A 20854-nucleotide genomic window follows, 5' to 3' on the forward strand; every position below is an offset into this window, starting at 1 on the left:
TCTATGGTTGATATTTAATTTCAACCCTGCTTATTTGAACACCTTCATTAATGATAATTTTTACAAACTTAGAATTTTCCGGGATATTAGTTGCAGTATATCTTACAGCATCAAAAAAGTTATAATCATTCTTCCCGAATTTAAATATTTGTTTATCAATGCTTACCTCCTCAAGATTATCGAGATTATTCCCGGCTTCTATTTTGATATCACCATCGTCAGATAAAAAGAACTCAACTTTTATTTCAGAAATATTCATTGGCGATTTATAAATCAAATAGCTCCCATCTTTTCCTGTTAATCTACTACGATCTTCTTTTGCACGACGTATATCCTGATAGGTTAAGAGTTTAAATTCACCATCTTTTTGAAAAACTTTATCAAAGTTCTCCATTTCATCAACAATTTTCTTGAATTTGACTTTTACCGGGCCAACAATATTTGAATAATCAGAAATACCTGATTCATTTTTTGCAGCAATCCTGTAAAAGTATCTTTTATCAAACTCAGCTGTTTCATCATTAAATAAAGGACGATATTGATATTTAGCATCATCAACATTATCAGCAATAACTTCCCATTCATCCGAGTCTTCTTCTCTTCTTTCAATAATATAAGATTCTGCCCCTGCTGAACCCTGCCATGATATTTGAGAAACATCATCAAATTCAAAAAGTACTGGTGGCTCTGGCACTGGAAGCATTGGGACTGTTTTACCATCTATCTGATATGCTTTTTCTCTAACCATATTTAAAATTAATTTTTCGTTATACCATTCACCACTCGAAAAACCTGGCCAGCGATAAGCACTAACTTTATTATATTCATAATGATTATAAAAACCTCCTTCTCGATTTCTAAATCTTAAGCTCCATAATAAACCACCAACTAATCCCTGATTAATAATTGTATCCATGATTGCTCTTATTTCCTGTGTAGGTACAATTCCAAATTCACCAACAAAATAAGGTTTTTTTCCTCTTGCCAATTTCTGGTTTGCAACTATTTTTTCGAGATTGGATTTTGTATCTCTATAATGATGTGTTGTTACTACATCAATATTTGTATCCTGTATTGCTTCGATAGATAAATCAGGTGAATTTCTTCCTTCAATTACAAGATGGTTTTTATCCAGACTTTTAATATAAGCTGCAATTTCTTTTGTCCATTCATAAGGTGCATTTAATTCATTTCCAGTTTCCCAGCCAAATATTGCTTTATCGTCTTTGTATAATACTCCAGTAAAAGTATTTTTTCTATTAATAACAAATTCAATTGTTTTTTTGAAATCAGAAATAATTTCGGGATCACTCCAGAATGCATCTCTATCTTTACCTCTAAACGATGCATATTCTTTTGGTCCACCCCACCAGTGCCAGTTATCAACAAGTGGTATAATAATTCTTATCCCAATTTCATTTGCAATTTGAAGAACTTTATCAAGTGCTTTGAATGCTTCCTCATTAAATTTACCTGGACCTTCCACATGTCTTATAATATCTGGAGTATCAATATCTCTACGTACAGAGAGAACATAAATTCTAACTACTTTACCATTAAGATGTTTTATTGCGGTTAATGCATCACGAATTTCGAATTCATCAGGCAATCTCCATGGATTTGTCGAATCGAACGGCAAGTAATCTTCGATGTAGTGAAGATTTGGAATATTAAATGAAATAAACCGTAACTCTTTTCCATTATCATAAAGTTTATCATTTTTTCTTTCTACAAATGTTGTAAACTTACTATCAGAAGAGTAAACAAATGAATAACTTATCAATAATGTTATTAGCAGAATTAATCTTTTTTTCATAATAAATCTCTGTTTAATTATAAAGTTATATTTAGTTTCATGAAAACCTTTTAATTACTATGTAATGCCAAAACTATGCCGATAGTTTTATTTATTAATAAAATAAATTTTCAAAATACTTGCATAATTCACTTTATTATTTTAATAAAATTATTATCATATTGTAAAAAATACACTAATAAAATCAATAAATTATCAATACTTTTTTTAGCATAAAATTTGACTATATACTAATAACATTTACTGGTACTATGGAAAACAATTTAATAATCAAAAACGAAATGCTTGAACAATTAAAAAATAATTTATTAGAAAAATGGTATCCACTGGCTATTGATAAAGAGTTTGGTGGATATTTTACAAATATTTCTTATGATTTTAAAATTATGCCTTCTCAAGAAAAAATGATTGTAACACAAGCAAGACACATGTGGACTACAGCAAAAGCCGCAAAATTTTTTGATAGCAATCAATATTATGATTATTCTCTCCATGGTTTTAAATTCTTGATTGAAAAGATGTGGGACGACAAATACGGTGGATTCTATCAAATAAGAAGTAGAGAAGGAAATTCTTGCGATGTTGAAGGCTGGTTTGATGAAAAAAGGGCATATGGAAATGCATTTGCAATTTATGGATTGGCTGCACTTTATAATATTACAAAAGATAAAGTAATTCTCGATGCCGCAATATCTGCATTTGAATGGCTGGATCAACATGCCTACGATCCTGAATTTAAAGGTTATTTTCAGTTTCTTACACGAGAAGGAATTCCATTCGATAAAAATAGTTCATACAAAACAAAAGCAACAGATGCAATCGAAGTTGGTTACAAAGATCAAAATTCATCAATTCATTTACTCGAAGCTTTTACCGAATTATATCATGTCTGGAAAAATGAAAAATTATATAATCGATTATTTGAACTTCTGCATCTTATTCGTGATGTTATAACAACACCTAAAGGTTACCTTCAATTGTTTTTTGAAAGAGACTGGAAACCAGTTTCATTTAGAAATGCTCCAGAAGAAATTCGAAAAGCAAATTATAGATTAGATCATGTGTCGTTTGGACACGATTATGAAACTGCTTATTTAATGCTCGAAGCTTCTTATGCACTTGGTCTGGAAAATGACATCGAAACTTTACGTGTAGCAAAAAGAATGTTAGATCATGCTATTGAAAATGGCTGGGACGAAAAAAATGGTGGCTTTTTTGATGAAGGATATTACTTCTCTGGAGATAACAAATGTAAAATAATTAAAGACACAAAAAATTGGTGGGCACAGGCAGAAGCTTTAAATGCTCTTTTGCTTTTCTCTCGAATCTTTCCTAAAGAAAAAAAATATTATAAACTTTTTCTTAAAGAATGGGAATATGTTAATAAGTATCTAATAGATCACACTTATGGCGATTGGTACTGGGGCAGCCTCGAAAAAGAACCACATTATAGAACAGAACCAAAAGGAAATATCTGGAAAGCAACTTATCATAATGGACGTGCTTTAATGAATTGCATAACAATATTATCAAATGACGATTGTGAACTGTATAAACTCAATAGCTTTAGAAAAATAAAAGATGAATTTGAAAATTTCATTGATCACTGGAAAAACATTGCAACTAATTTATAGCATAAACATGAAACAATTATTCTTGTCATTCTTCTTTGTTTATATTCTAATCTTGGCACAAGAACCTCTAATTCAAAATCCTTATGGAAGAAATTATACTTTTCTAAATGGCAAATGGAAGTTTGAAGTTGATCCATACAAAAGCGGTAAAAAAAATGAATGGTATGAAGGAATTTTTATGGATCGAAAACAAAATTATAAATGGGAAAGGATTGAATATAATTTTGACAAAAGTAAAACTATTTATGTACCTGGTGACTGGAATTCTCAATCTGAAAAATTATTTTATTACGAAGGTTTGTTATGGTACAGAAAAATTTTTGACTATAAAAAATCGAATCCAACAAATAGAATTTTTATTTATGTAGGTGCTGCAAATTATGAGGCAGAAATTTTTTTGAATGGACATACAATTGGCTCGCACAAAGGTGGTTTTACACCATTTAATTTTGAAATCACCAATTACATTAAAGAAAAAGATAACTCACTTTTTATAAGTGTTGATAATGAAAGAAAAGCTGAATATCTACCTGCATTAAAAACTGATTGGTGGAATTATGGTGGTTTAAACAGAGATGTGATGTTAATCGAACTTCCTTCTACATTTATTCGAGACTATTTTATTCAATTGAAAAAAGATTCTGATAAAGAAATAGAAGGCTATGTTAAATTAGATGGCAATAAACTGGTTCAAAAAATTTTAATTGAAATACCTGAATTAAGAATTCAAAAAGAATTTTCAACTGATGAAAATGGAGTTGCACATATATCTTTAAAAACAGAAAATATTTCTTTGTGGTCGCCAGAAAATCCAAAACTTTATCAGGTAATAATAAAATCAAACGAAGATGAAATAAAAGACGAAATAGGATTTAGAAGAATTGAAGTAAAGGGAAATAAAATTTATTTAAACAATAAACCTGTTTTTTTAAAAGGAATAAATATACACGAAGAAAATCCAATAAGAGGCAATCGAGCTTATAATATTGATGATGCAAAAATGCTTTTAAACTGGGCAAAGGAACTGGGATGTAATTTTGTTAGACTTGCTCATTATCCACATAATGAATTTATGACTAAGATTTCAGATAAATTAGGTTTAATGGTCTGGTCAGAAATTCCAGTTTACTGGTCAATCGATTGGAATAATCCCATAACTCTAAATTATGCAAAACAACAACTTGAAGAGATGATTCAAAGAGATAAAAATAGAGCATCAATAATTATATGGTCTGTTGGAAATGAAACTCCCAATACACCACAAAGACACAATTTTATAAAAGCATTGTGTGAGCATGTAAGACAATTTGATAAAACACGATTAATTAGCAAAGCATTTAATTCATTCTATGAAAGAAAAGAAAATAGTTTCACAAAAATATTTGATGATTCAACTGCTAATTTAATGGATGTTATTGGACTAAACGAATATGTAGGATGGTATGATGGATTACCAGATAAATGCTTAAAAACAAAATGGGAAATTAATTTTAATAAGCCAGTTATTATTTCAGAATTTGGTGCTGGCTGTTTATATGGCTTACATGGAGATTCATTAACAATATGGACAGAAGAATATCAGGAAGATTTTTATAAGAAAAGTCTTGAAATGATTTCAAGGATTCCAAATTTAATTGGGATCTGTCCCTGGATACTTGCAGACTTCCGTTCGCCTACAAGATTACTACCAGAGATTCAGGATGGCTGGAATAGGAAAGGATTAATCTCAGAGAAAGGTTACAAGAAGAAAGCATATTATGTTCTGAAAAAATTTTATGAAACCATCAGATAAACATCTTTATAATTTTTGATATAAATTATTTAATAAGCTTTTTTAATTTTTCTATTTCATCTCTTAAATAAGCTGCTCTTTCAAATTCAAGATCGCGTGCTGCAGCATACATTTCTTCTGTCATCTGCTCAATTAATTCTTTTCTCTGTTCATTTGACATATATTTAATTACTGGTTCAACAACTTTTAAAATAGTTGCTTCTTCTCTTTCATAATCTTTCTTTCTTACATCGGCAATTGATGTAGAAGATAAAATTTCTTCAACGCTTTTATAAATAGTTTTTGGTGTGATACCATGTTTTTCGTTGTATTCCTGTTGAAGCTTTCTTCTTCTATTAGTTTCTTCAATAGTTTTACGCATCGATTCTGTAATTGTATCTGCATACATAATAACTTTTCCATTAACATTACGAGCAGTTCTACCAGCTGTTTGCATAAGTGATCTTTCACTTCTTAAAAATCCTTCTTTATCAGCATCAAGAATTGCAACAAGAGAAACTTCTGGTAAATCAAGTCCTTCTCTTAAAAGATTTACACCAACAAGAACATCAAAATCACCCATTCTTAAATCTCTTATAATCTCCACTCTTTCCAGAGCATCAATATCACTGTGGATATATCTAACTTTAATATTAAGTTTATCGAGATAATCAGTTAAGTCCTCTGCCATTTTCTTAGTTAATGTAGTTACAAGTACTCTTTCTTTTCTTTCTGCTCGTTTTCTTATTTCACCAATTAAATCATCAATTTGATTTTTTACTGGACGCACTTCAATTTCGGGATCTATCAATCCAGTAGGTCTAATAATTTGTTCAACATAAACGCCGCCACTTTTTTCAAGCTCATAATCACCTGGAGTTGCACTTACATAGATTACCTGATTAATTAACTCTTCGAATTCTTCGAATTTAAGTGGACGATTATCCAGAGCAGAAGGAAGTCTAAATCCATATTCAACAAGAGTTTCTTTTCTGGAACGATCTCCATTATACATTCCTCTTATTTGGGGAATTGTAACGTGTGATTCATCAATAATTAAAAGATAATCTTTTGGGAAGTAATCAAATAAACAATATGGTCGAGAACCTGGTGGTCTTCCATCGAGATGACGTGAATAATTTTCAATTCCTGAACAATAACCTATTTCTCTCATCATTTCAATATCGAATCTTGTTCTTTGTTCAAGTCTTTGAGCTTCAACATATTTTTCTTGTGACCAGAAATACTTTAATCTTTCTTTTAGTTCTTCTTCGATTGATTGTATTGCTTTATTTATTCTGTCTTTTGTTGTAACAAAATATTTAGCTGGATAAATTGGAACAGATTCAACTTCTCTTATTACTCTACCAGTAATTGAATCTATGATTGAAAGTTTTTCGATTTCATCATCCCAGAATTCAACACGAACAGCTTCTTCATATTGATATGCTGGAATAATTTCAATAACATCTCCGCGTGCTCTAAATGAACCTCTGGAAAAATCTGTATCGTTTCTTGTAAAATAAATATCAATCAAATTTCTCATTAATTGTTTTCTATCGATCTTTTGACCTTTCCTTAAAAACAAAATTTGACGGGCATATTCATCTGGTGCTCCAATACCATATATGCACGATACACTGGCAACTATTATAACATCTCGCCTTCCTTCGATTAATGCAGTTGTTGCTTTAAGTCTAAGTCTATCAATTTCTTCATTTATAGAAAAATCTTTTTCAATATATAAATCTCTTTTAACCACATAAGCTTCAGGTTGATAGTAATCATAATAGCTGATAAAAAATTCTACAGCATTATTTGGAAAGAATGATTTGAACTCAGAATAAAGTTGTGCTGCAAGTGTTTTGTTATGTGAAATAACAAGTGTAGGTTTATTTATTTCTTTAATTACGTGCGACATTGTAAAAGTTTTGCCACTACCTGTAACTCCAAGCAGAACCTGATGCTTTACTCCTTTCCTTAATCCTTCAACAAGTTCCTTTATTGCTTTTGGTTGATCGCCAGCAGGTTCATAATTTGAAACTAATTCGAATCTATCCATTTTTTTATTAATTATAATTAAAGACTAAATTAAAATATATCAAAATTGAAATACTAATTTAAAGAAGGGAAAAATTTTTACTTATAAATTCGCTAATTAAAAATTATTCCAAATTTATTTTAGCTTATTCTCCCGAATCGCTCTTTGATAAAACCTCCATCTCTTTATCATACAATTCTTTATACTTAATAAGTGCTTTTAATATAGCTTTAGCAATTTCAAGCTGTCCCTTAAAACTTTTTAAATAAGCTTCATCTTTTGGATTTGAAAGATATCCTGTTTCAATTAAAACTGAAGGCATAGAAGCTCCTACAAGCACATAAAATCCAGCCTGTTTAATTCCATTTGAAGGAATACCAACATTTTTTTCCCATTCTTGATTTAATAAATCTGAAAACCTTTCTGAATATCTCATATATTGAGAATGTGCCATAGTCACAAGAATAAAATTTTCATCAGTTAATTGTTGATATCTTTCAGGATTGTCTTCATACTTAATCACACTATTTTCAAATTCTGCTATAGCAATGGCTTCTTTTGTTCTACCAGGTCTTAAAAGATAAACCTCAAAACCTCTACTGGAAATATTTCTCTGGGGAGTAGAATTACAATGAATAGATATAAACAACTTTCCATTTGCTGAATTAGCAATTTTACCTCGCTTATATAATTCCACAAATTCGTCTGTCTTTCTTGTATATACAACTCTCACAGAAGGAAGATTCTCTTCAATTAATTTACCAAGTTTTAATGCAATACCAAGATTAATATCTTTTTCTTTAGTTCCATTTAAACTAATTGCACCTGGATCTTTACCTCCGTGACCAGGATCTATTACAACAACATCGAATTGCCATTTATTCACATTATCGTTTGATCTTTTTATTCTTTCTTTAAAATTCTTATCGTGAATTGTCAAAATAATATCATTTGTATTTTCATCCTGAAAAATTTCTATACTGGAATAACCTTCATTCAAATTGAATTCAAGCTGACTGCTTCGACTTGATGTTAAAACTAAATTACATTGTTTTACAAAACCTACAGGTAAAACATTCTTTGTTAGCTCGGGATTGATTGTTGTATTTGTAAAAAAGACATATAAAATATTATCGTGGATTGAGTGTCTTGGTAGAATTATTTTTTTATTCGACTTAAGTCTAATTAAAGTACCATTAATTTTGTCTTCTATTGAAAGTGCATAAATATCGTATCTGGTTTTATTAAATCTGGAGTAATTATTTGCATCAAGATTATTATTAGACTTTTCATTTGAATCTGATGATTTAATAATTAATGTTTTTGTTTTAGAATTGAACTCAACTTTTTTATTAATTGCATCACTTAAATAATCTTTCAAAAAAACTATTGGAACATAAATATCATCATTAATTAAAATTGTTTGAACCGGCAATTGATATATTAATTGCGAATTATCACTTTTCTTTGTAAACACAACAAAATAACTATTAGCCGTAATCTTTAGATTATAATCCGGCAGTTTAATTTCGATTTTTTTTGTTTCAGGATTATAGTAATAATTTGATGAAATAGCCTTTGCTAATTGACTGGAAGAAACAAAAATATTTCCATTTTTTGTTACACAGGAAAGAGTAAAATTTTTACCATCTATCTCGGCAGAAATTTTTAAGATCTTTTGAGGATAGATTTCAATAATAATTGAAAAAAAAATTAAGAATATGATTTTATAAAACTTCATATTAATCAACCAATGAAAGGGATAAAAAAACCAGTATGCTTTTTATAATTCACAAATTCATCCTTAAAGTATTTTTGAAGAATTTTCTCTTCATAAATTGCACGCATTATAAAAAGTGGTATTTCAATTAAAATAACTATAGGGATAATCAAGTAATTTAATAAAGCAATGCCAGCACCCAGATCACTTAATATTTGAGATAAATATTGAGGATGCCTGATAAATTTATAAATCCCTTTTTTAATTAATTTATGGTCTTTTAGAATGATAATATCCTGTGTATAATAGTCTCCAAGGGCTTTGAAAGCGAAAACCTGTAACCATGAGAACAAAACAAATAATAAAAGTCCCACCACACGAATAGTAAGATATTTTTCATCATTTATAGCCTGTAGATTTCCTACATTAAAAATGCCCAGAATAATCAAAACAAGTACTAATGCTGCAATATTTGTCGGCAATTTTTGAAGATAAGTATTGGGTCGTTCTACAACTTTAGTTAAAGATATTTTTAAACCTTTCTTAGTACCACTCCAGTTAGCACTTATAGTTGCAACAAGGTTAATAGCAATAAGTAAGTTAATGGCATCCATATATTTATTATCTTTTATAAATGTGAGAATTTTTACCAGTTAAAATTACGGATATAATCTACAACATTAAAAAATATGAAGAAAATCACATTAAGATTTATAGCACAATATTTGTATGGCAATAATAATATAATTTAATTAATTTTTAATTGAGATAAATGGTGATACTATGAATACAGGTCAGATGTTATTAACAATTGGGGCAATATTTCTTTTAAGTACAGTAATATTGAATGTTAATAGAGGCTTATTAACCACAAACACAACCATGATTACAAATCGCTATGGAATAATGGCAACATCTCTGGCAACTTCGATGATTGAACGAGCAATCAGTAAAGCATTCGATGAAAAAACAGACACTGCAGAAGTAACAAGCTTAAATCAACTAACGTTACCACAAAATCTTGGTCTTGATCCCGGTGAAAATAGAAACGATCCAAATTTATTTGATGATTTTGATGATTTTAATTGTTATCGTACCATTCCTCAAAGAGATTCTCTAATACTTGACCAGAATGATCCTTCAAAAAGAATATACTTCAATACCTATTGCCAGGTAGATTATGTAGATCAGAATAATCCAGACTTAATAAAAAATCAAAGAACATGGCATAAAAGAATTAAAGTTCTTGTAACAAGTGAAGCTATGGAAGATACAATTAGAATGTCGACAGTTTATAGTTACTGGAGATTTAAATAATGGGATTCAGTACACTTATTGACATACTTGGTTCAACTATTATTGGTGGTTTGCTATTACTAATTCTTTTACGTATGAATGATACTGCTGTAGAAAACAATTATTTATTTAGTGGCGAAAAAATAGTTCAGCAGAACTTACTGGATATTGTTAGACTTATAGAATATGATTTTACAAAAATTGGTTATTGCAAAGATTGGACAAAAATACCTGATCCAGCAAAAGCTATAATCAGTGCAACTGATACAAGCATTTCATTTTTAACAGATGTTGCTGTAAGTCAGGGAAATTTAGAAGGTGATGGAGTTCCAGATACTTTAAAATATTACTTAGGAACTAAAGAAGAACTTTCTTCTACTCCAAATCCAAATGATCGTATCTTATATCGAGTTGTAAATAACCAAACCGCACGAGGTTCTAATTTAGGTGTTACTCAATTCAAATTAACTTATTTTGATGCACTGGGAGATACTTTACATCCTAATGAAATGCCAGCATCTCCTCCATTAGGAATTTGTACAATACAAATTGATGTTGCTGTTGAAAATCCAGCTGCATACGGAGATGATTATTCTTCTGAAAGAAAAGTTATCTGGCGTCAGATAAGATTAGCAGCAAGAAATTTAAAGACAAGATAACGAGGTGAAATATGGGAGGTAAAGGAGCTCTTTTGCTTGTACTTGGATTCAGTTTAATCTTTATGGTTGCTGGCAGAAATTATAATAATATGGCTACAAGTACTGTAGAATCATTTGCAGATTACTATTATAATTCTAAAGCACATGCATATGCAGCTGCTGGGATAAATTTAGCAGCAAATCAATTATATCTAAATAACTCTCTTCCAGATGGTACCTTTAACTACACTTTGCATGATTCTCCATTAGACTTTGGTAATATAACTGTTACACTTACAACAATTGATGCATTCAAAAGAATTAGACAATTAGTATCTACTGCTGAGTATCAGGGTCATACTTATACTATAAAAGTTCTATTCCAGCCCAGCTCATTTGCAAAGTATGCATATTTTTCAGATACCGAAGGTGCAAATATATGGTGGACTACAAGAGATACCGTCTGGGGTCCATTCCATACTAATGGTCAATTAAGAGTTGCAGACGAACCAGTATTTTATGGAAAAGTTACAATTGATGGTAGTTTAGTGAAATATAGTAACCGTGCAAATCCCAAATTCTATGGAGGTTTTGAAACAGGTGTTCACCAGGATATTCCGGAAAATGGCGTTAGTTTAGTTGGAAGTGCTGCAGCTTCCGGTGGAAAAGTGATTACCAACAAAAGCTTGGTCTACCTGGAATTTAGAGGTGATAGTATTCGTTATCGTTATAGCTCAACTGGCTCATGGACATATGTATTAGCATCTCAATTTGCTCCGAATGGAATTATTTACATTGATAATTCTGAAGTTCATATAAGTGGTACTGTTAAAGGTCAGTATACAATTGCAGCTTCTGGTATTGGAGGTAATAGAGGCAAAATTTATCTTGACAATGATATAGTTTATTATTCTGATCCGAGAACTAATCCAAATTCTACAGATATGCTTGGTATTGTAGCTGAAAGAGACGTTGTTATTACAGATAATACAGCAAATCGTTCTGATATAAACATACAAGCTGCAATTTATGCTCAGCGAGGTTCATTTACTGCAGAGAATTATAACACAAGACCACCGAGTGGTTTTATAAATCTTTATGGTGGTATAACACAATACACCCGTGGTCCAGTTGGTATTTTTCATGAATCACGTGGTCAAATTTATATTGATAACGGATTCAGTAAAAAATATCGTTATGATAATAGATTTATGCTTGCAAGTCCACCTGCATTCCCCGGTACAGGAAATATGGAAATTGTCTCCTGGTTCGAATAATTATTTATGTTAACAAATTACTTAATGCCTCATCTATATCTTCATATTTAAATTTATAACCATACTCTAAAGTTCTGCGAGGTATAACTCTAGCACCTTCCAATAATACTAAAGCTAATTCTCCTAAAATAAATCTTAAGAGAAAAGCAGGAATATTTAAATAACAAGGTTTATTCAGATATTTACTTAATATCGATACAAATTCTTTCTGTTTTACTTGAGTGGGTGATACACCATTTAGCACACCTTTAATTTCTGGATTATTTAATGCCATAAGAAAAATTCCAACCGCATCATCAATATGAATCCAGGGAAACCATTGATTACCGCCTGCTATGGTTCCACCAAGATAATAATTGAATTGTTTAATTAACTTTTGTAAGGCACCCCCTTCCTTAGAAAGTACTGTTCCCAATCTTATACTTACTACACGAACATTATAATCTTCAAGTCGTTTAGATTCATTTTCCCAATCATTAACCAGTGATGCTAAAAATCCATTCCCTTTATCAGAATATTCATCAACTTCATCTTCTCTATTTCCATAAAAACCAACCGCCGATGCTGAAATAAAACATTCTGGTTTATTGCCCGTTTCTATTATAGCATTTACTAAAGCTCGAGTTGATAAAATTCTACTATCATATATTTTTCTTTTTACCTTTTTAGTCCATCGTTTTGAGGCAATATTTTCACCTGCTAAATTTATTACTGCATCAGCTTTGTTCAAATATTTTTTCCAGTTAGAATTTTCATAATCCCAGAACACATAGCTTGTTGCACCCTTAATTATTTTTTTTGCTTCTTCTGGTCTTCTTGAAAAAACTATTACATTCTCATTATTTTTAATTAAAGCATTTGAAATATTTCGACCAATTAATCCGGTTGCTCCTGTTACTATTATATTTCTATTCATAATTTAAATTTTCTTAGAATAACATTTTATTTACATTGAAGTTAATAAAAAATATTTACTTTATTATTTACAAATTTTTTAACACCCAAATAAGAGTTTATTTTATGAAAATTGTCATAATAACTTTTTTCTTTGTACTTAATAATATTGTTTACGCTCAATTATTTTCTTTTACTGGACAGGTAAAAGATAAGTTAACTGGTGAAAAATTAAGTTTTGCAAATATTCGTGTTCTGGGAACAACAACTGGAACAGCCGCTAATTCAGAAGGTCTATTCGAGTTGAGACTCAAAAAAGGTGATTACACTTTCATTACATCTTTTATTGGATATAAATCCGATACAACTAAAATTATACTTAATGAAAATAAATTCTTAGAAATTTATCTTGAACCCATTCCTATTAAATTGTCTGATATCACTATACTACCAGGAAAAAATCCTGCACTTGAAATTGTCGAAAAAGCTATCAATTACAGAAAGGAAAGGGATAGTAAATTACACTCTTACATTTTCGATGCTTATACAAAATCATTAATAAAAACCACAAAAGATATTATAGCATCAGATAAAAGTATTGGAATTTCGATAGGTGAAAAAGATACTGGAAAAATTAAAATTACAGGTATTATAGAAAATCAAAGTCGTGGCTATTTTAAAAAACCCAATAAATATAAAGATATAATTGTTGCAAGAAAACAAAGTGCAAATACACCCCCTACAATCAATATACTAACGGGAGGAAGAACAATCCAGAATTTTTATACAAATGACATCAGATTTTTTAATCGACCATTACCAAGTCCAATCTCTGATGAAGCACTTAATTTTTACTACTACATAATTAAAGACACTCTATTCATTGACAATTATAAAGTATACAAAATTTACTTTGAACCTATTGATACATTAAATCCAGGACTTTATGGAGATATTTATTTAATCGATAGTTTATTTGCACTCATAAAAATTGATGCACACATAAACGACGCAGCTAATCCCGGTAAATTGTTTGATAAGATAAATATATTTCAACAATTCACTTCTTTTGATAACAATATTTATATGCCGGTTGATTATCGAATTTTTGTAGAAGGAAACATCTTGGGGCTTTTAAAACTTGGTTTTGAATTAAATACAATTTTTTATAATTACCAGATTAATAGTCATATTGATGATGAAATTTTTGATATGGCATTAATTAGTGTTTTGCCAGATGCTGACAAAAAAGATTCTTCCTACTGGAAATCAAATCAAACAATTCCCAACACTTTTGATGAATTAATGGCTTATAAAAAAATTGATAGTCTTGAACACATAAAACGAAGTTTCTGGCAAAACAATTCTTTATTTAGTCCTCGATGGTATTTTTCTGATATCTATTCAATTACCGCACCACTTGGGATTTATAATTTTAATAAGGTCTCCGGGCATCAACTAAATTTTGGTTTCTTTATTGAAAATGAGCTTGATATGAGATTTAATTCAAATATTAAAATCGCATATGGTTTTTCTGACAAAAAACTAAAAACCAAATTTTTCATTGAATACTTAACTGGAAAATATCGTACAGGTAAAATTTCACTAAACATTTTTAATTATCTCACTGATTTATTTGGTGAAAATATTCCTTATAACAATTTCACTTCTACATTTCTAAGCTTATTTAATAAGTATGATTTTCGTGATTATTATTATTCAAAAGGATGGACATTAAATTTTTATAATGAATTTTTCCCGGTACTTGGTTTGGGAATTGGACTAATTAGTAGAACCGATAATTCTGCTCATAACAACTCTGATTTTTCATTTTTCTATAAATCAAGAAAGTTCAACGAGAACAAACTTATTTATGAAACAAAAATAAATGCTATTACTGCTAATTTTAATATTGATATAAGAAAATACATTGAGAATGGTTACTATCGTCAAAGGATTAATAGAGGAGAATTATTTTCCAGTTTTAATGGTAATGTAATAATTAGTAACAAATCTTTATTAAAAAGTAATAACGAGTTCAAATTATATCAACTGAACTTATCTGGAAATATTCCTTTATTCAAATCAACTTCTTTAGTTTATAATATTCAAAATATTTTTTCCAGTGGTGCTGTTCCTTTTCAAATGATGTATGCTTTAGCAGGTAACATAAACAATGTTGGAAAAAATTTAACTTTCAGAACTATTAGATTGGGAGAAGTATTTGGAGATAAAGGATTAATAATAAATACACAATATAATTTTAATGATGAATTATTTAGATTACTAAAAATCCCTTTTCTTAAAGATTCACAAATTGGTTTATCCTGCCATTTTAACGCCGCATTAATTAGTATTTCAGAGGAAAGTAAATCAATTCTTTCACACTCTTACAAAGAATTTAAACATCCATTCTATGAAATAGGTTTTGGAATAGGGCATCTTTTATTCCCGATTTCAATTGAACTTACGTGGAAATTGAACTATCGTGATAAAAATAATTTTGTATTTGGTGTGAATGTTATTATGCTATAATCTCTTATAATTTCTAAATTGCATTTTTAATTTAATGCTATAATTCATAAATAAATAATTCATTTTTATTTCCTGTTGTAGAATTAAATATATCGGTAAAATTTTTATGAATAAAAGTTTTTTAAAACACTCCTGGAAACCATTAACTTCAGTAGTAATCTGGGGCGGATCTTTTATTGCTACAAAATATTTACTGAGCTATTTAGAACCACTTGCAATAATATTAATAAGACAAATACTGGCTGTAATTTTTTTAACTATTATTGCATCAAAACAGAAAAAAAGTTTTTCAGTTAATCTTCACGATCATACATATATTTTTATTTTATCTTTAATTGCCACTTTCCATTTATGGATTCAATTGAATGGATTAAAATACACAACAGCTTCTAACACTGGATGGATAATCGGCATAACTCCAGTATTTATGACTTTACTTGGTATCATATTCTTTAAGGAAAAAATTACAATCATTCAATTAGCAGGAATTGCAATTTCATTCTTTGGTTTAATTCTCTTAATAAGCAAAGGTGATTTTTCATCAATTGATTTTATATCGAACAAAGGAGATTTTTTAATACTTGCAAGTTCATTTACATGGAGTGTTTATTCACTTGTTAATAAAAAAATTTCTGTTCACTATTCCCCTTTAATGACAATATTATTTTTATTCTTGATGATGTCAATTATACTTTTACCATTTACAATTACTCGTCACAATATCAACTCTATACAAAATCTTTCTTTTCAAAGCTGGATTGCTTTAATATTTCTTGGAATATTCTGTTCTGGATTAGCTTATGTACTCTGGGCAGAAGCAATGAGTGAAATGCAATCTTCCAAAGTTGGAGCATTTCTCTACATCGAACCATTTGTCACTGTATTTACTGCATGGATTATTTTAAAAGAAGAAATTACAGTTCTAACAATGTTAAGTGGAATAGTTATTATACTGGGAGTGATATTAGTTAATAGAAAATAATTTTATTCCAAATAGTAAATCAAATTTCAAATCTTCTACTTAATTATCAGCTTAAAAAATATATATATTACAATAATCCCCCAGACAAAAAAATAACATAGATTAATTTATTTAATTAAATTGTATACAAATAATTCATTAAAAACAGTATTATGAATATAAAATTAGTATTTATAATGCTATTTTTATTTTTACTTCAGATCATTTTTACAAATTGCAAAGACGACGATATGCCAGAACAAGCAGACATAGTAATTATAAATGGTAAAATTCTGACAATGGACAGTACAAATATGTTCGTTGAAGCACTGGCTATTAAGGATAACAAAATTTTATCGGTTGGTACTACAAATGAAATAAAAGAATTTATTGGAAACTCTACACAAATAATTAATCTTAATGGAAAGTTTGCAATGCCAGGTTTTATTGAAAGTCATGCACATTTAATTGGATTGGGGGAATCATTAATTTATGCCGATTTGAAAAAAGCAAAAAGCTGGGATGATGTTATAAATATAATTTCTGATTTAAATAAAAATTTTAAACCTGGTGAATGGATTGTTGGACGAGGCTGGCATCAGGAAAAATTCAATCCTGTTCCCACACCAAATGTGAATGGCTATCCCATACATAATAGTTTAAGCAAAGTTACTCCAAATAATCCTGTTATACTATATCATGCAAGTGGACATGCAATCTTTGCTAATGCTAAAGCAATGGAAATTGCAGGCATAGATAAAAACACAAAAAATCCAGAAGGTGGAACAATTGTTAAAGATGAAAATGGAAATCCAATTGGTGTATTTGAAGAAAATGCTGAAAAGTTAATTACAAAATTTTATGAAGATTATTTGAATAAAAGATCTCAAGAACAAATTCGTTCAGATTATATAAAAAAAATCCAATTGGCTTTTGATGAATGCATAAAAAATGGAATTACTTCTTTTCACGATGCTGGAGAACCTTTTGAAATTATTGATTTACTAAAACAACTCAATGATTCTTCAAAAATATCTGTTCGTCTTTATGTAATGATTAACGATTCTAAAAATAATCTAAAAGAAAAATTAAAAGATTATAAATTCATAAATACAAAAGATAACTTTCTTACGGTACGAGCAATAAAATTATATATTGATGGTGCACTTGGTTCTCGTGGTGCATGGTTAATTGAGCCTTACAATGATTTAAAAAGCCATTACGGTTCAAATGTTACTCCTATTAATGATTTGGAAGAAATTTGTGATTTAGCAATAAAAAATGATTTTCAAATATGCATACATGCAATTGGAGATAGAGGCAACTATGAAGTGCTGAATCTTTACGAAAAAATATTTAATAAATATCCAGATAAAAAAGATTTACGATGGAGAATTGAACATGCACAACATTTACAGGAAAAAGATATTAAGAGATTTTCTCAGCTTGGAATTATTGCTGCAATGCAGGGCATTCATTGTACATCAGATGCACCATTTGTAATTGAGAGACTTGGCGAAAAAAGAGCAGAAGAAGGTGCTTATGTCTGGAGAAAATTAATTGATAACGGAACAATTATTTGTAATGGAACCGATGCTCCAGTTGAAAACATGAATCCTATTAAAAACTTTTATGCTTCAGTAACAAGAAAAATATCTGATGATAATTATTTCTTCCCTGAACAAAAAATGACAAGACTGGAAGCATTAAAATCTTATACAATTAATGGTGCAATTGCATCTTTTCAGGAAAATCTGCTTGGTTCATTATCAAAAGGTAAATTTGCAGATATTGTTGTATTGTCCAATGATTTATTGAATTGTCCAGAAGATGAAATTTTATCAACAAAAGTTTTATATACAATTATCAATGGAAAAATTCTTTACAGAGCAAATTAACCAAAACTTTTTGGGAGAAATTATTTTATGATTATTTTAAAAAAGAATTCTATCTTGATAACTCTCCTGTTGATTTTCATTAACATAAAAGCACAGACCATTACTCTTAACAGAGATGCAAGCATCATCAGAATGATAGAAGAAATTTCGGCTGCTAATTTAGACTACATTGTAAAATCATTGGTTGGTTTTAAAACACGTCATTCACTCAGCACACAACGAGATGATAAAACTGGAATTGGTGCAGCAGCTCGCTGGATCAAATCACAATTTGATGAATATGCTAAATCTTCAAATGGAAGATTAATAACAGAAATTGATTACTTCACAATTGAACCAGATGGAAGAAGAATAAATAGAAAAGTAAATCTTATGAATGTTATGGCAATATTGAAAGGAACAGATTCGACAGATAATAGAGTTATTATTGTTGGTGCTCATTTCGATTCAAGAGCAGAAGATGTAATGGACAGCATTATAACTGCTCCAGGTGCTAATGATGATTTATCTGGCGTTGCTGCAGTTTTGGAATTAGCAAGAATTATGTCCAAACACGAATTCCCAGCAACCATAATTTTTGTAGCATTCTCTGGCGAAGAGCAGGGACTTTATGGTTCAACACACTTAGCAAAAAGAATAAAAGAAAATAATTTGCCAGTTATTAAAAATTGTAATTTAATTGCTATGCTCAATAATGATATGATTGGAAATACTCTTTCAAATGAAACATTACTTCGTGATAATATGCAGGTTAGAATATTTAGTGAAAATATTCCTGCTAATGAATCTCCAGAAGAAGAAAGATTAAGAAAAATTTCCGGTTCAGAGTATGATGGAAAATCCAGACAATTAGCTCGTTACATAAAAGAAATTGGAGAAAGGTATGTTGATCAAATTCAGGTAAAATTAATTTTTAGAAGCGATAGATTTTTACGTGGCGGAGATCATACCCCTTTTAATAGACTGGGATATGCTGCAGTTCGTTTCTGTGAAATGAATGAAAATTATGACTACCAGCATCAAAATGTAAGAATTGTTAATGGCAAACAATATGGTGATTTACCTGAATTTATTGATTTTGAATATGTCCGCAAAATTACAGCTATAAATTGTGCTGTTATTGCAAATCTTGCATTAGCACCAGCATCACCAGAAAATGTTAGCATTGATGTTCGAGAATTAACCAACAAAACAAAATTATATTGGGATGTTCCAAAAACAGGAAAGAAACCACTTGGTTATTATGTATTAATGAGAGAAACATTTCAACCTTTCTGGGAGAAAAAATTTTTTGTACAGGATACGAGTATTACTTTACCTTATTCAAAAGATAATTATTTCTTTGCTGTACAATCAGTAGATGACAAAGGACACGAAAGTTTGCCTGTTTTTCCAGTGCCAGTTAGATAAAATTTATTTTATTTTATGAATAAAACTTTTAATCAAACAATTATGTTTTGTTAGAAGAAAAATCTTTAAATATAATTGCTTTTACTCTATAATTAAGTAAACATTTTGAGGTAAAAAATGAATAGATATTTATTAAGTATAATAATTTTTACATCGAGTATATTTGCTCAAATAGAACTACCACGTTTAAGCCCAAAAGCATCTGTATCACAAACCATTGGCTATACTGTTATATCAATTGAATATTCCAGACCAGGAGTAAAAGGAAGAAAAATTTGGGGGGACTTAGTTCCATACAATAAAGTCTGGCGAACAGGTGCTAATGAATCAACTCGTATAACATTTACCACAGATGTTATTATTGAAGGCAACAAAATACCAGCAGGAATTTATTCTTTATACACTATTCCAAACGAAAATGAATGGACAGTTATAATTAATAAAGCATTAACTTGGGGAATCAATTATTATCCAGAACAAGATGTACTGAGATTTAATGTAAAACCAGAATCAGCTCCCTTCACAGAAAGACTTTTATTTACAATTCCAGAATTAACCGATTCATCGTGTAATGTAGTTATGAATTGGGAAAATTTGCAAATATCATTTAAAGTCGAAGTAGAATTAACAAAGCAGGTTTATGAAAAAATTAAAAATGCAATTGCAAATGCAAAAAATGATGACTGGCAGATTTATGTTGTTGCTTCAAATTATGCAGCTGAACACAATGTGTTTTTAGATGAAGCTTTTCAGTGGATTGATAAAGCTCTTTCAATGTCAAAAAATTTTAACTGCTATCTCACAAAGGCTAAATTATATTTCAAAAAGAATAATTACGTTGATGCACTTAAAATGATTGATTTATGCAGAGAAGCAGGAAGAAATGATGAAGACTATCAACATCACTTAATAGAAATTGATTTATTAGAAAAACAAATTAAAGAAAATATGAAATAAGGAAAT

General features: G+C 29.5%; 15 protein-coding genes. 10 read left to right on the top strand and 5 right to left on the bottom strand.

All coding sequences use genetic code 11. The annotated features are described in order from the left end of the window. Position 1 precedes the first annotated feature (1 nt). Positions 2-1816, bottom strand: coding sequence for a cellulase family glycosylhydrolase (locus VJY38_RS12410; RefSeq protein WP_353681038.1), 1815 nt, complete (start codon positions 1814-1816; stop codon positions 2-4). A 251-nt stretch (positions 1817-2067) separates the two neighbouring features. Here VJY38_RS12410 and VJY38_RS12415 point away from each other — a divergent pair, with 251 nt between their 5' ends. After that, the gene (locus VJY38_RS12415) at positions 2068-3450 is read left to right on the top strand and encodes an AGE family epimerase/isomerase (RefSeq protein ID WP_353681039.1); all 1383 of its coding nucleotides are present in this window, start codon (positions 2068-2070) and stop codon (positions 3448-3450) included. A 7-nt stretch (positions 3451-3457) separates the two neighbouring features. Continuing rightward, the gene (locus tag VJY38_RS12420) at positions 3458-5242 is read left to right on the top strand and encodes a glycoside hydrolase family 2 protein (RefSeq protein WP_353681040.1); all 1785 of its coding nucleotides are present in this window, start codon (positions 3458-3460) and stop codon (positions 5240-5242) included. Between the two features lie 25 nt (positions 5243-5267). On the opposite strand, the gene uvrB is transcribed toward VJY38_RS12420, so the two are convergent. The 3 genes from uvrB to VJY38_RS12435 all read right to left on the bottom strand — a co-directional run bounded on the left by uvrB (position 5268) and on the right by VJY38_RS12435 (position 9596). Further along, positions 5268-7283 carry an excinuclease ABC subunit UvrB gene (gene uvrB, locus VJY38_RS12425; protein WP_353681041.1) on the bottom strand — a complete coding sequence of 672 codons (2016 nt, stop codon included), beginning with the start codon at positions 7281-7283 and terminating at the stop codon, positions 5268-5270. Between the two features lie 124 nt (positions 7284-7407). Next, positions 7408-9003 carry an N-acetylmuramoyl-L-alanine amidase gene (locus VJY38_RS12430; RefSeq protein ID WP_353681042.1) on the bottom strand — a complete coding sequence of 532 codons (1596 nt, stop codon included), beginning with the start codon at positions 9001-9003 and terminating at the stop codon, positions 7408-7410. 5 nt (positions 9004-9008) lie between these two features. Further along, positions 9009-9596, bottom strand: coding sequence for a methyltransferase family protein (locus tag VJY38_RS12435; RefSeq protein WP_353681043.1), 588 nt, complete (start codon positions 9594-9596; stop codon positions 9009-9011). 169 nt (positions 9597-9765) lie between these two features. Between VJY38_RS12435 and VJY38_RS12440 the strand changes: the two genes are divergently transcribed. From VJY38_RS12440 to VJY38_RS12450, 3 genes are read left to right on the top strand one after another with little or no spacing between them, the layout of a single operon-like run. Beyond that, positions 9766-10299 (top strand): hypothetical protein, encoded by a 534-nt coding sequence (locus VJY38_RS12440; RefSeq protein WP_353681044.1) that lies wholly within the window; start codon positions 9766-9768, stop codon positions 10297-10299. Then, the gene (locus tag VJY38_RS12445; RefSeq protein WP_353681045.1) at positions 10299-10937 is read left to right on the top strand and encodes a hypothetical protein; all 639 of its coding nucleotides are present in this window, start codon (positions 10299-10301) and stop codon (positions 10935-10937) included. Before VJY38_RS12440 ends, VJY38_RS12445 begins: the two co-directional genes overlap by 1 nt. A gap of 11 nt (positions 10938-10948) precedes the next feature. Next, complete coding sequence (locus tag VJY38_RS12450) at positions 10949-12193, top strand: DUF4900 domain-containing protein (RefSeq protein ID WP_353681046.1); 1245 nt, start codon at positions 10949-10951, stop codon at positions 12191-12193. A gap of 4 nt (positions 12194-12197) precedes the next feature. On the opposite strand, the gene VJY38_RS12455 is transcribed toward VJY38_RS12450, so the two are convergent. Further along, positions 12198-13109 (bottom strand): TIGR01777 family oxidoreductase, encoded by a 912-nt coding sequence (locus tag VJY38_RS12455; RefSeq protein WP_353681047.1) that lies wholly within the window; start codon positions 13107-13109, stop codon positions 12198-12200. Between the two features lie 104 nt (positions 13110-13213). Between VJY38_RS12455 and VJY38_RS12460 the strand changes: the two genes are divergently transcribed. The 5 genes from VJY38_RS12460 to VJY38_RS12480 all read left to right on the top strand — a co-directional run bounded on the left by VJY38_RS12460 (position 13214) and on the right by VJY38_RS12480 (position 20848). Continuing rightward, positions 13214-15622, top strand: coding sequence for a DUF5686 and carboxypeptidase-like regulatory domain-containing protein (locus VJY38_RS12460; protein ID WP_353681048.1), 2409 nt, complete (start codon positions 13214-13216; stop codon positions 15620-15622). Between the two features lie 106 nt (positions 15623-15728). Next, positions 15729-16604 (top strand): DMT family transporter, encoded by an 876-nt coding sequence (locus VJY38_RS12465; protein ID WP_353681049.1) that lies wholly within the window; start codon positions 15729-15731, stop codon positions 16602-16604. Positions 16605-16756: 152 nt separating this feature from the next. Next, complete coding sequence (locus VJY38_RS12470) at positions 16757-18481, top strand: amidohydrolase (RefSeq protein ID WP_353681050.1); 1725 nt, start codon at positions 16757-16759, stop codon at positions 18479-18481. A gap of 27 nt (positions 18482-18508) precedes the next feature. After that, positions 18509-19891 carry a M20/M25/M40 family metallo-hydrolase gene (locus VJY38_RS12475; protein WP_353681051.1) on the top strand — a complete coding sequence of 461 codons (1383 nt, stop codon included), beginning with the start codon at positions 18509-18511 and terminating at the stop codon, positions 19889-19891. A gap of 117 nt (positions 19892-20008) precedes the next feature. Beyond that, the gene (locus VJY38_RS12480) at positions 20009-20848 is read left to right on the top strand and encodes a DUF2911 domain-containing protein (protein WP_353681052.1); all 840 of its coding nucleotides are present in this window, start codon (positions 20009-20011) and stop codon (positions 20846-20848) included. The last annotated feature ends 6 nt before the right edge of the window (positions 20849-20854 follow it).

Source organism: Rosettibacter firmus, assembly GCF_036860695.1.
Lineage (GTDB): Bacteria > Bacteroidota > Ignavibacteria > Ignavibacteriales > Melioribacteraceae > Rosettibacter > Rosettibacter firmus.

What these genes read in the sequence shown, in the direction of transcription:
- VJY38_RS12455 (WP_353681047.1), bottom strand. Translation starts at nt 13,109, where the DNA reads ATGAATAGAAATATAATAGTAACAGGAGCAACCGGATTAATTGGTCGA.
- VJY38_RS12430 (WP_353681042.1), bottom strand. Translation starts at nt 9,003, where the DNA reads ATGAAGTTTTATAAAATCATATTCTTAATTTTTTTTTCAATTATTATT.
- VJY38_RS12435 (WP_353681043.1), bottom strand. Translation starts at nt 9,596, where the DNA reads ATGGATGCCATTAACTTACTTATTGCTATTAACCTTGTTGCAACTATA.
- VJY38_RS12475 (WP_353681051.1), top strand. Translation starts at nt 18,509, where the DNA reads ATGATTATTTTAAAAAAGAATTCTATCTTGATAACTCTCCTGTTGATT.
- VJY38_RS12450 (WP_353681046.1), top strand. Translation starts at nt 10,949, where the DNA reads ATGGGAGGTAAAGGAGCTCTTTTGCTTGTACTTGGATTCAGTTTAATC.
- VJY38_RS12410 (WP_353681038.1), bottom strand. Translation starts at nt 1,816, where the DNA reads ATGAAAAAAAGATTAATTCTGCTAATAACATTATTGATAAGTTATTCA.
- VJY38_RS12415 (WP_353681039.1), top strand. Translation starts at nt 2,068, where the DNA reads ATGGAAAACAATTTAATAATCAAAAACGAAATGCTTGAACAATTAAAA.
- VJY38_RS12470 (WP_353681050.1), top strand. Translation starts at nt 16,757, where the DNA reads ATGAATATAAAATTAGTATTTATAATGCTATTTTTATTTTTACTTCAG.
- VJY38_RS12420 (WP_353681040.1), top strand. Translation starts at nt 3,458, where the DNA reads ATGAAACAATTATTCTTGTCATTCTTCTTTGTTTATATTCTAATCTTG.
- VJY38_RS12465 (WP_353681049.1), top strand. Translation starts at nt 15,729, where the DNA reads ATGAATAAAAGTTTTTTAAAACACTCCTGGAAACCATTAACTTCAGTA.
- uvrB (WP_353681041.1), bottom strand. Translation starts at nt 7,283, where the DNA reads ATGGATAGATTCGAATTAGTTTCAAATTATGAACCTGCTGGCGATCAA.
- VJY38_RS12460 (WP_353681048.1), top strand. Translation starts at nt 13,214, where the DNA reads ATGAAAATTGTCATAATAACTTTTTTCTTTGTACTTAATAATATTGTT.
- VJY38_RS12440 (WP_353681044.1), top strand. Translation starts at nt 9,766, where the DNA reads ATGAATACAGGTCAGATGTTATTAACAATTGGGGCAATATTTCTTTTA.
- VJY38_RS12480 (WP_353681052.1), top strand. Translation starts at nt 20,009, where the DNA reads ATGAATAGATATTTATTAAGTATAATAATTTTTACATCGAGTATATTT.
- VJY38_RS12445 (WP_353681045.1), top strand. Translation starts at nt 10,299, where the DNA reads ATGGGATTCAGTACACTTATTGACATACTTGGTTCAACTATTATTGGT.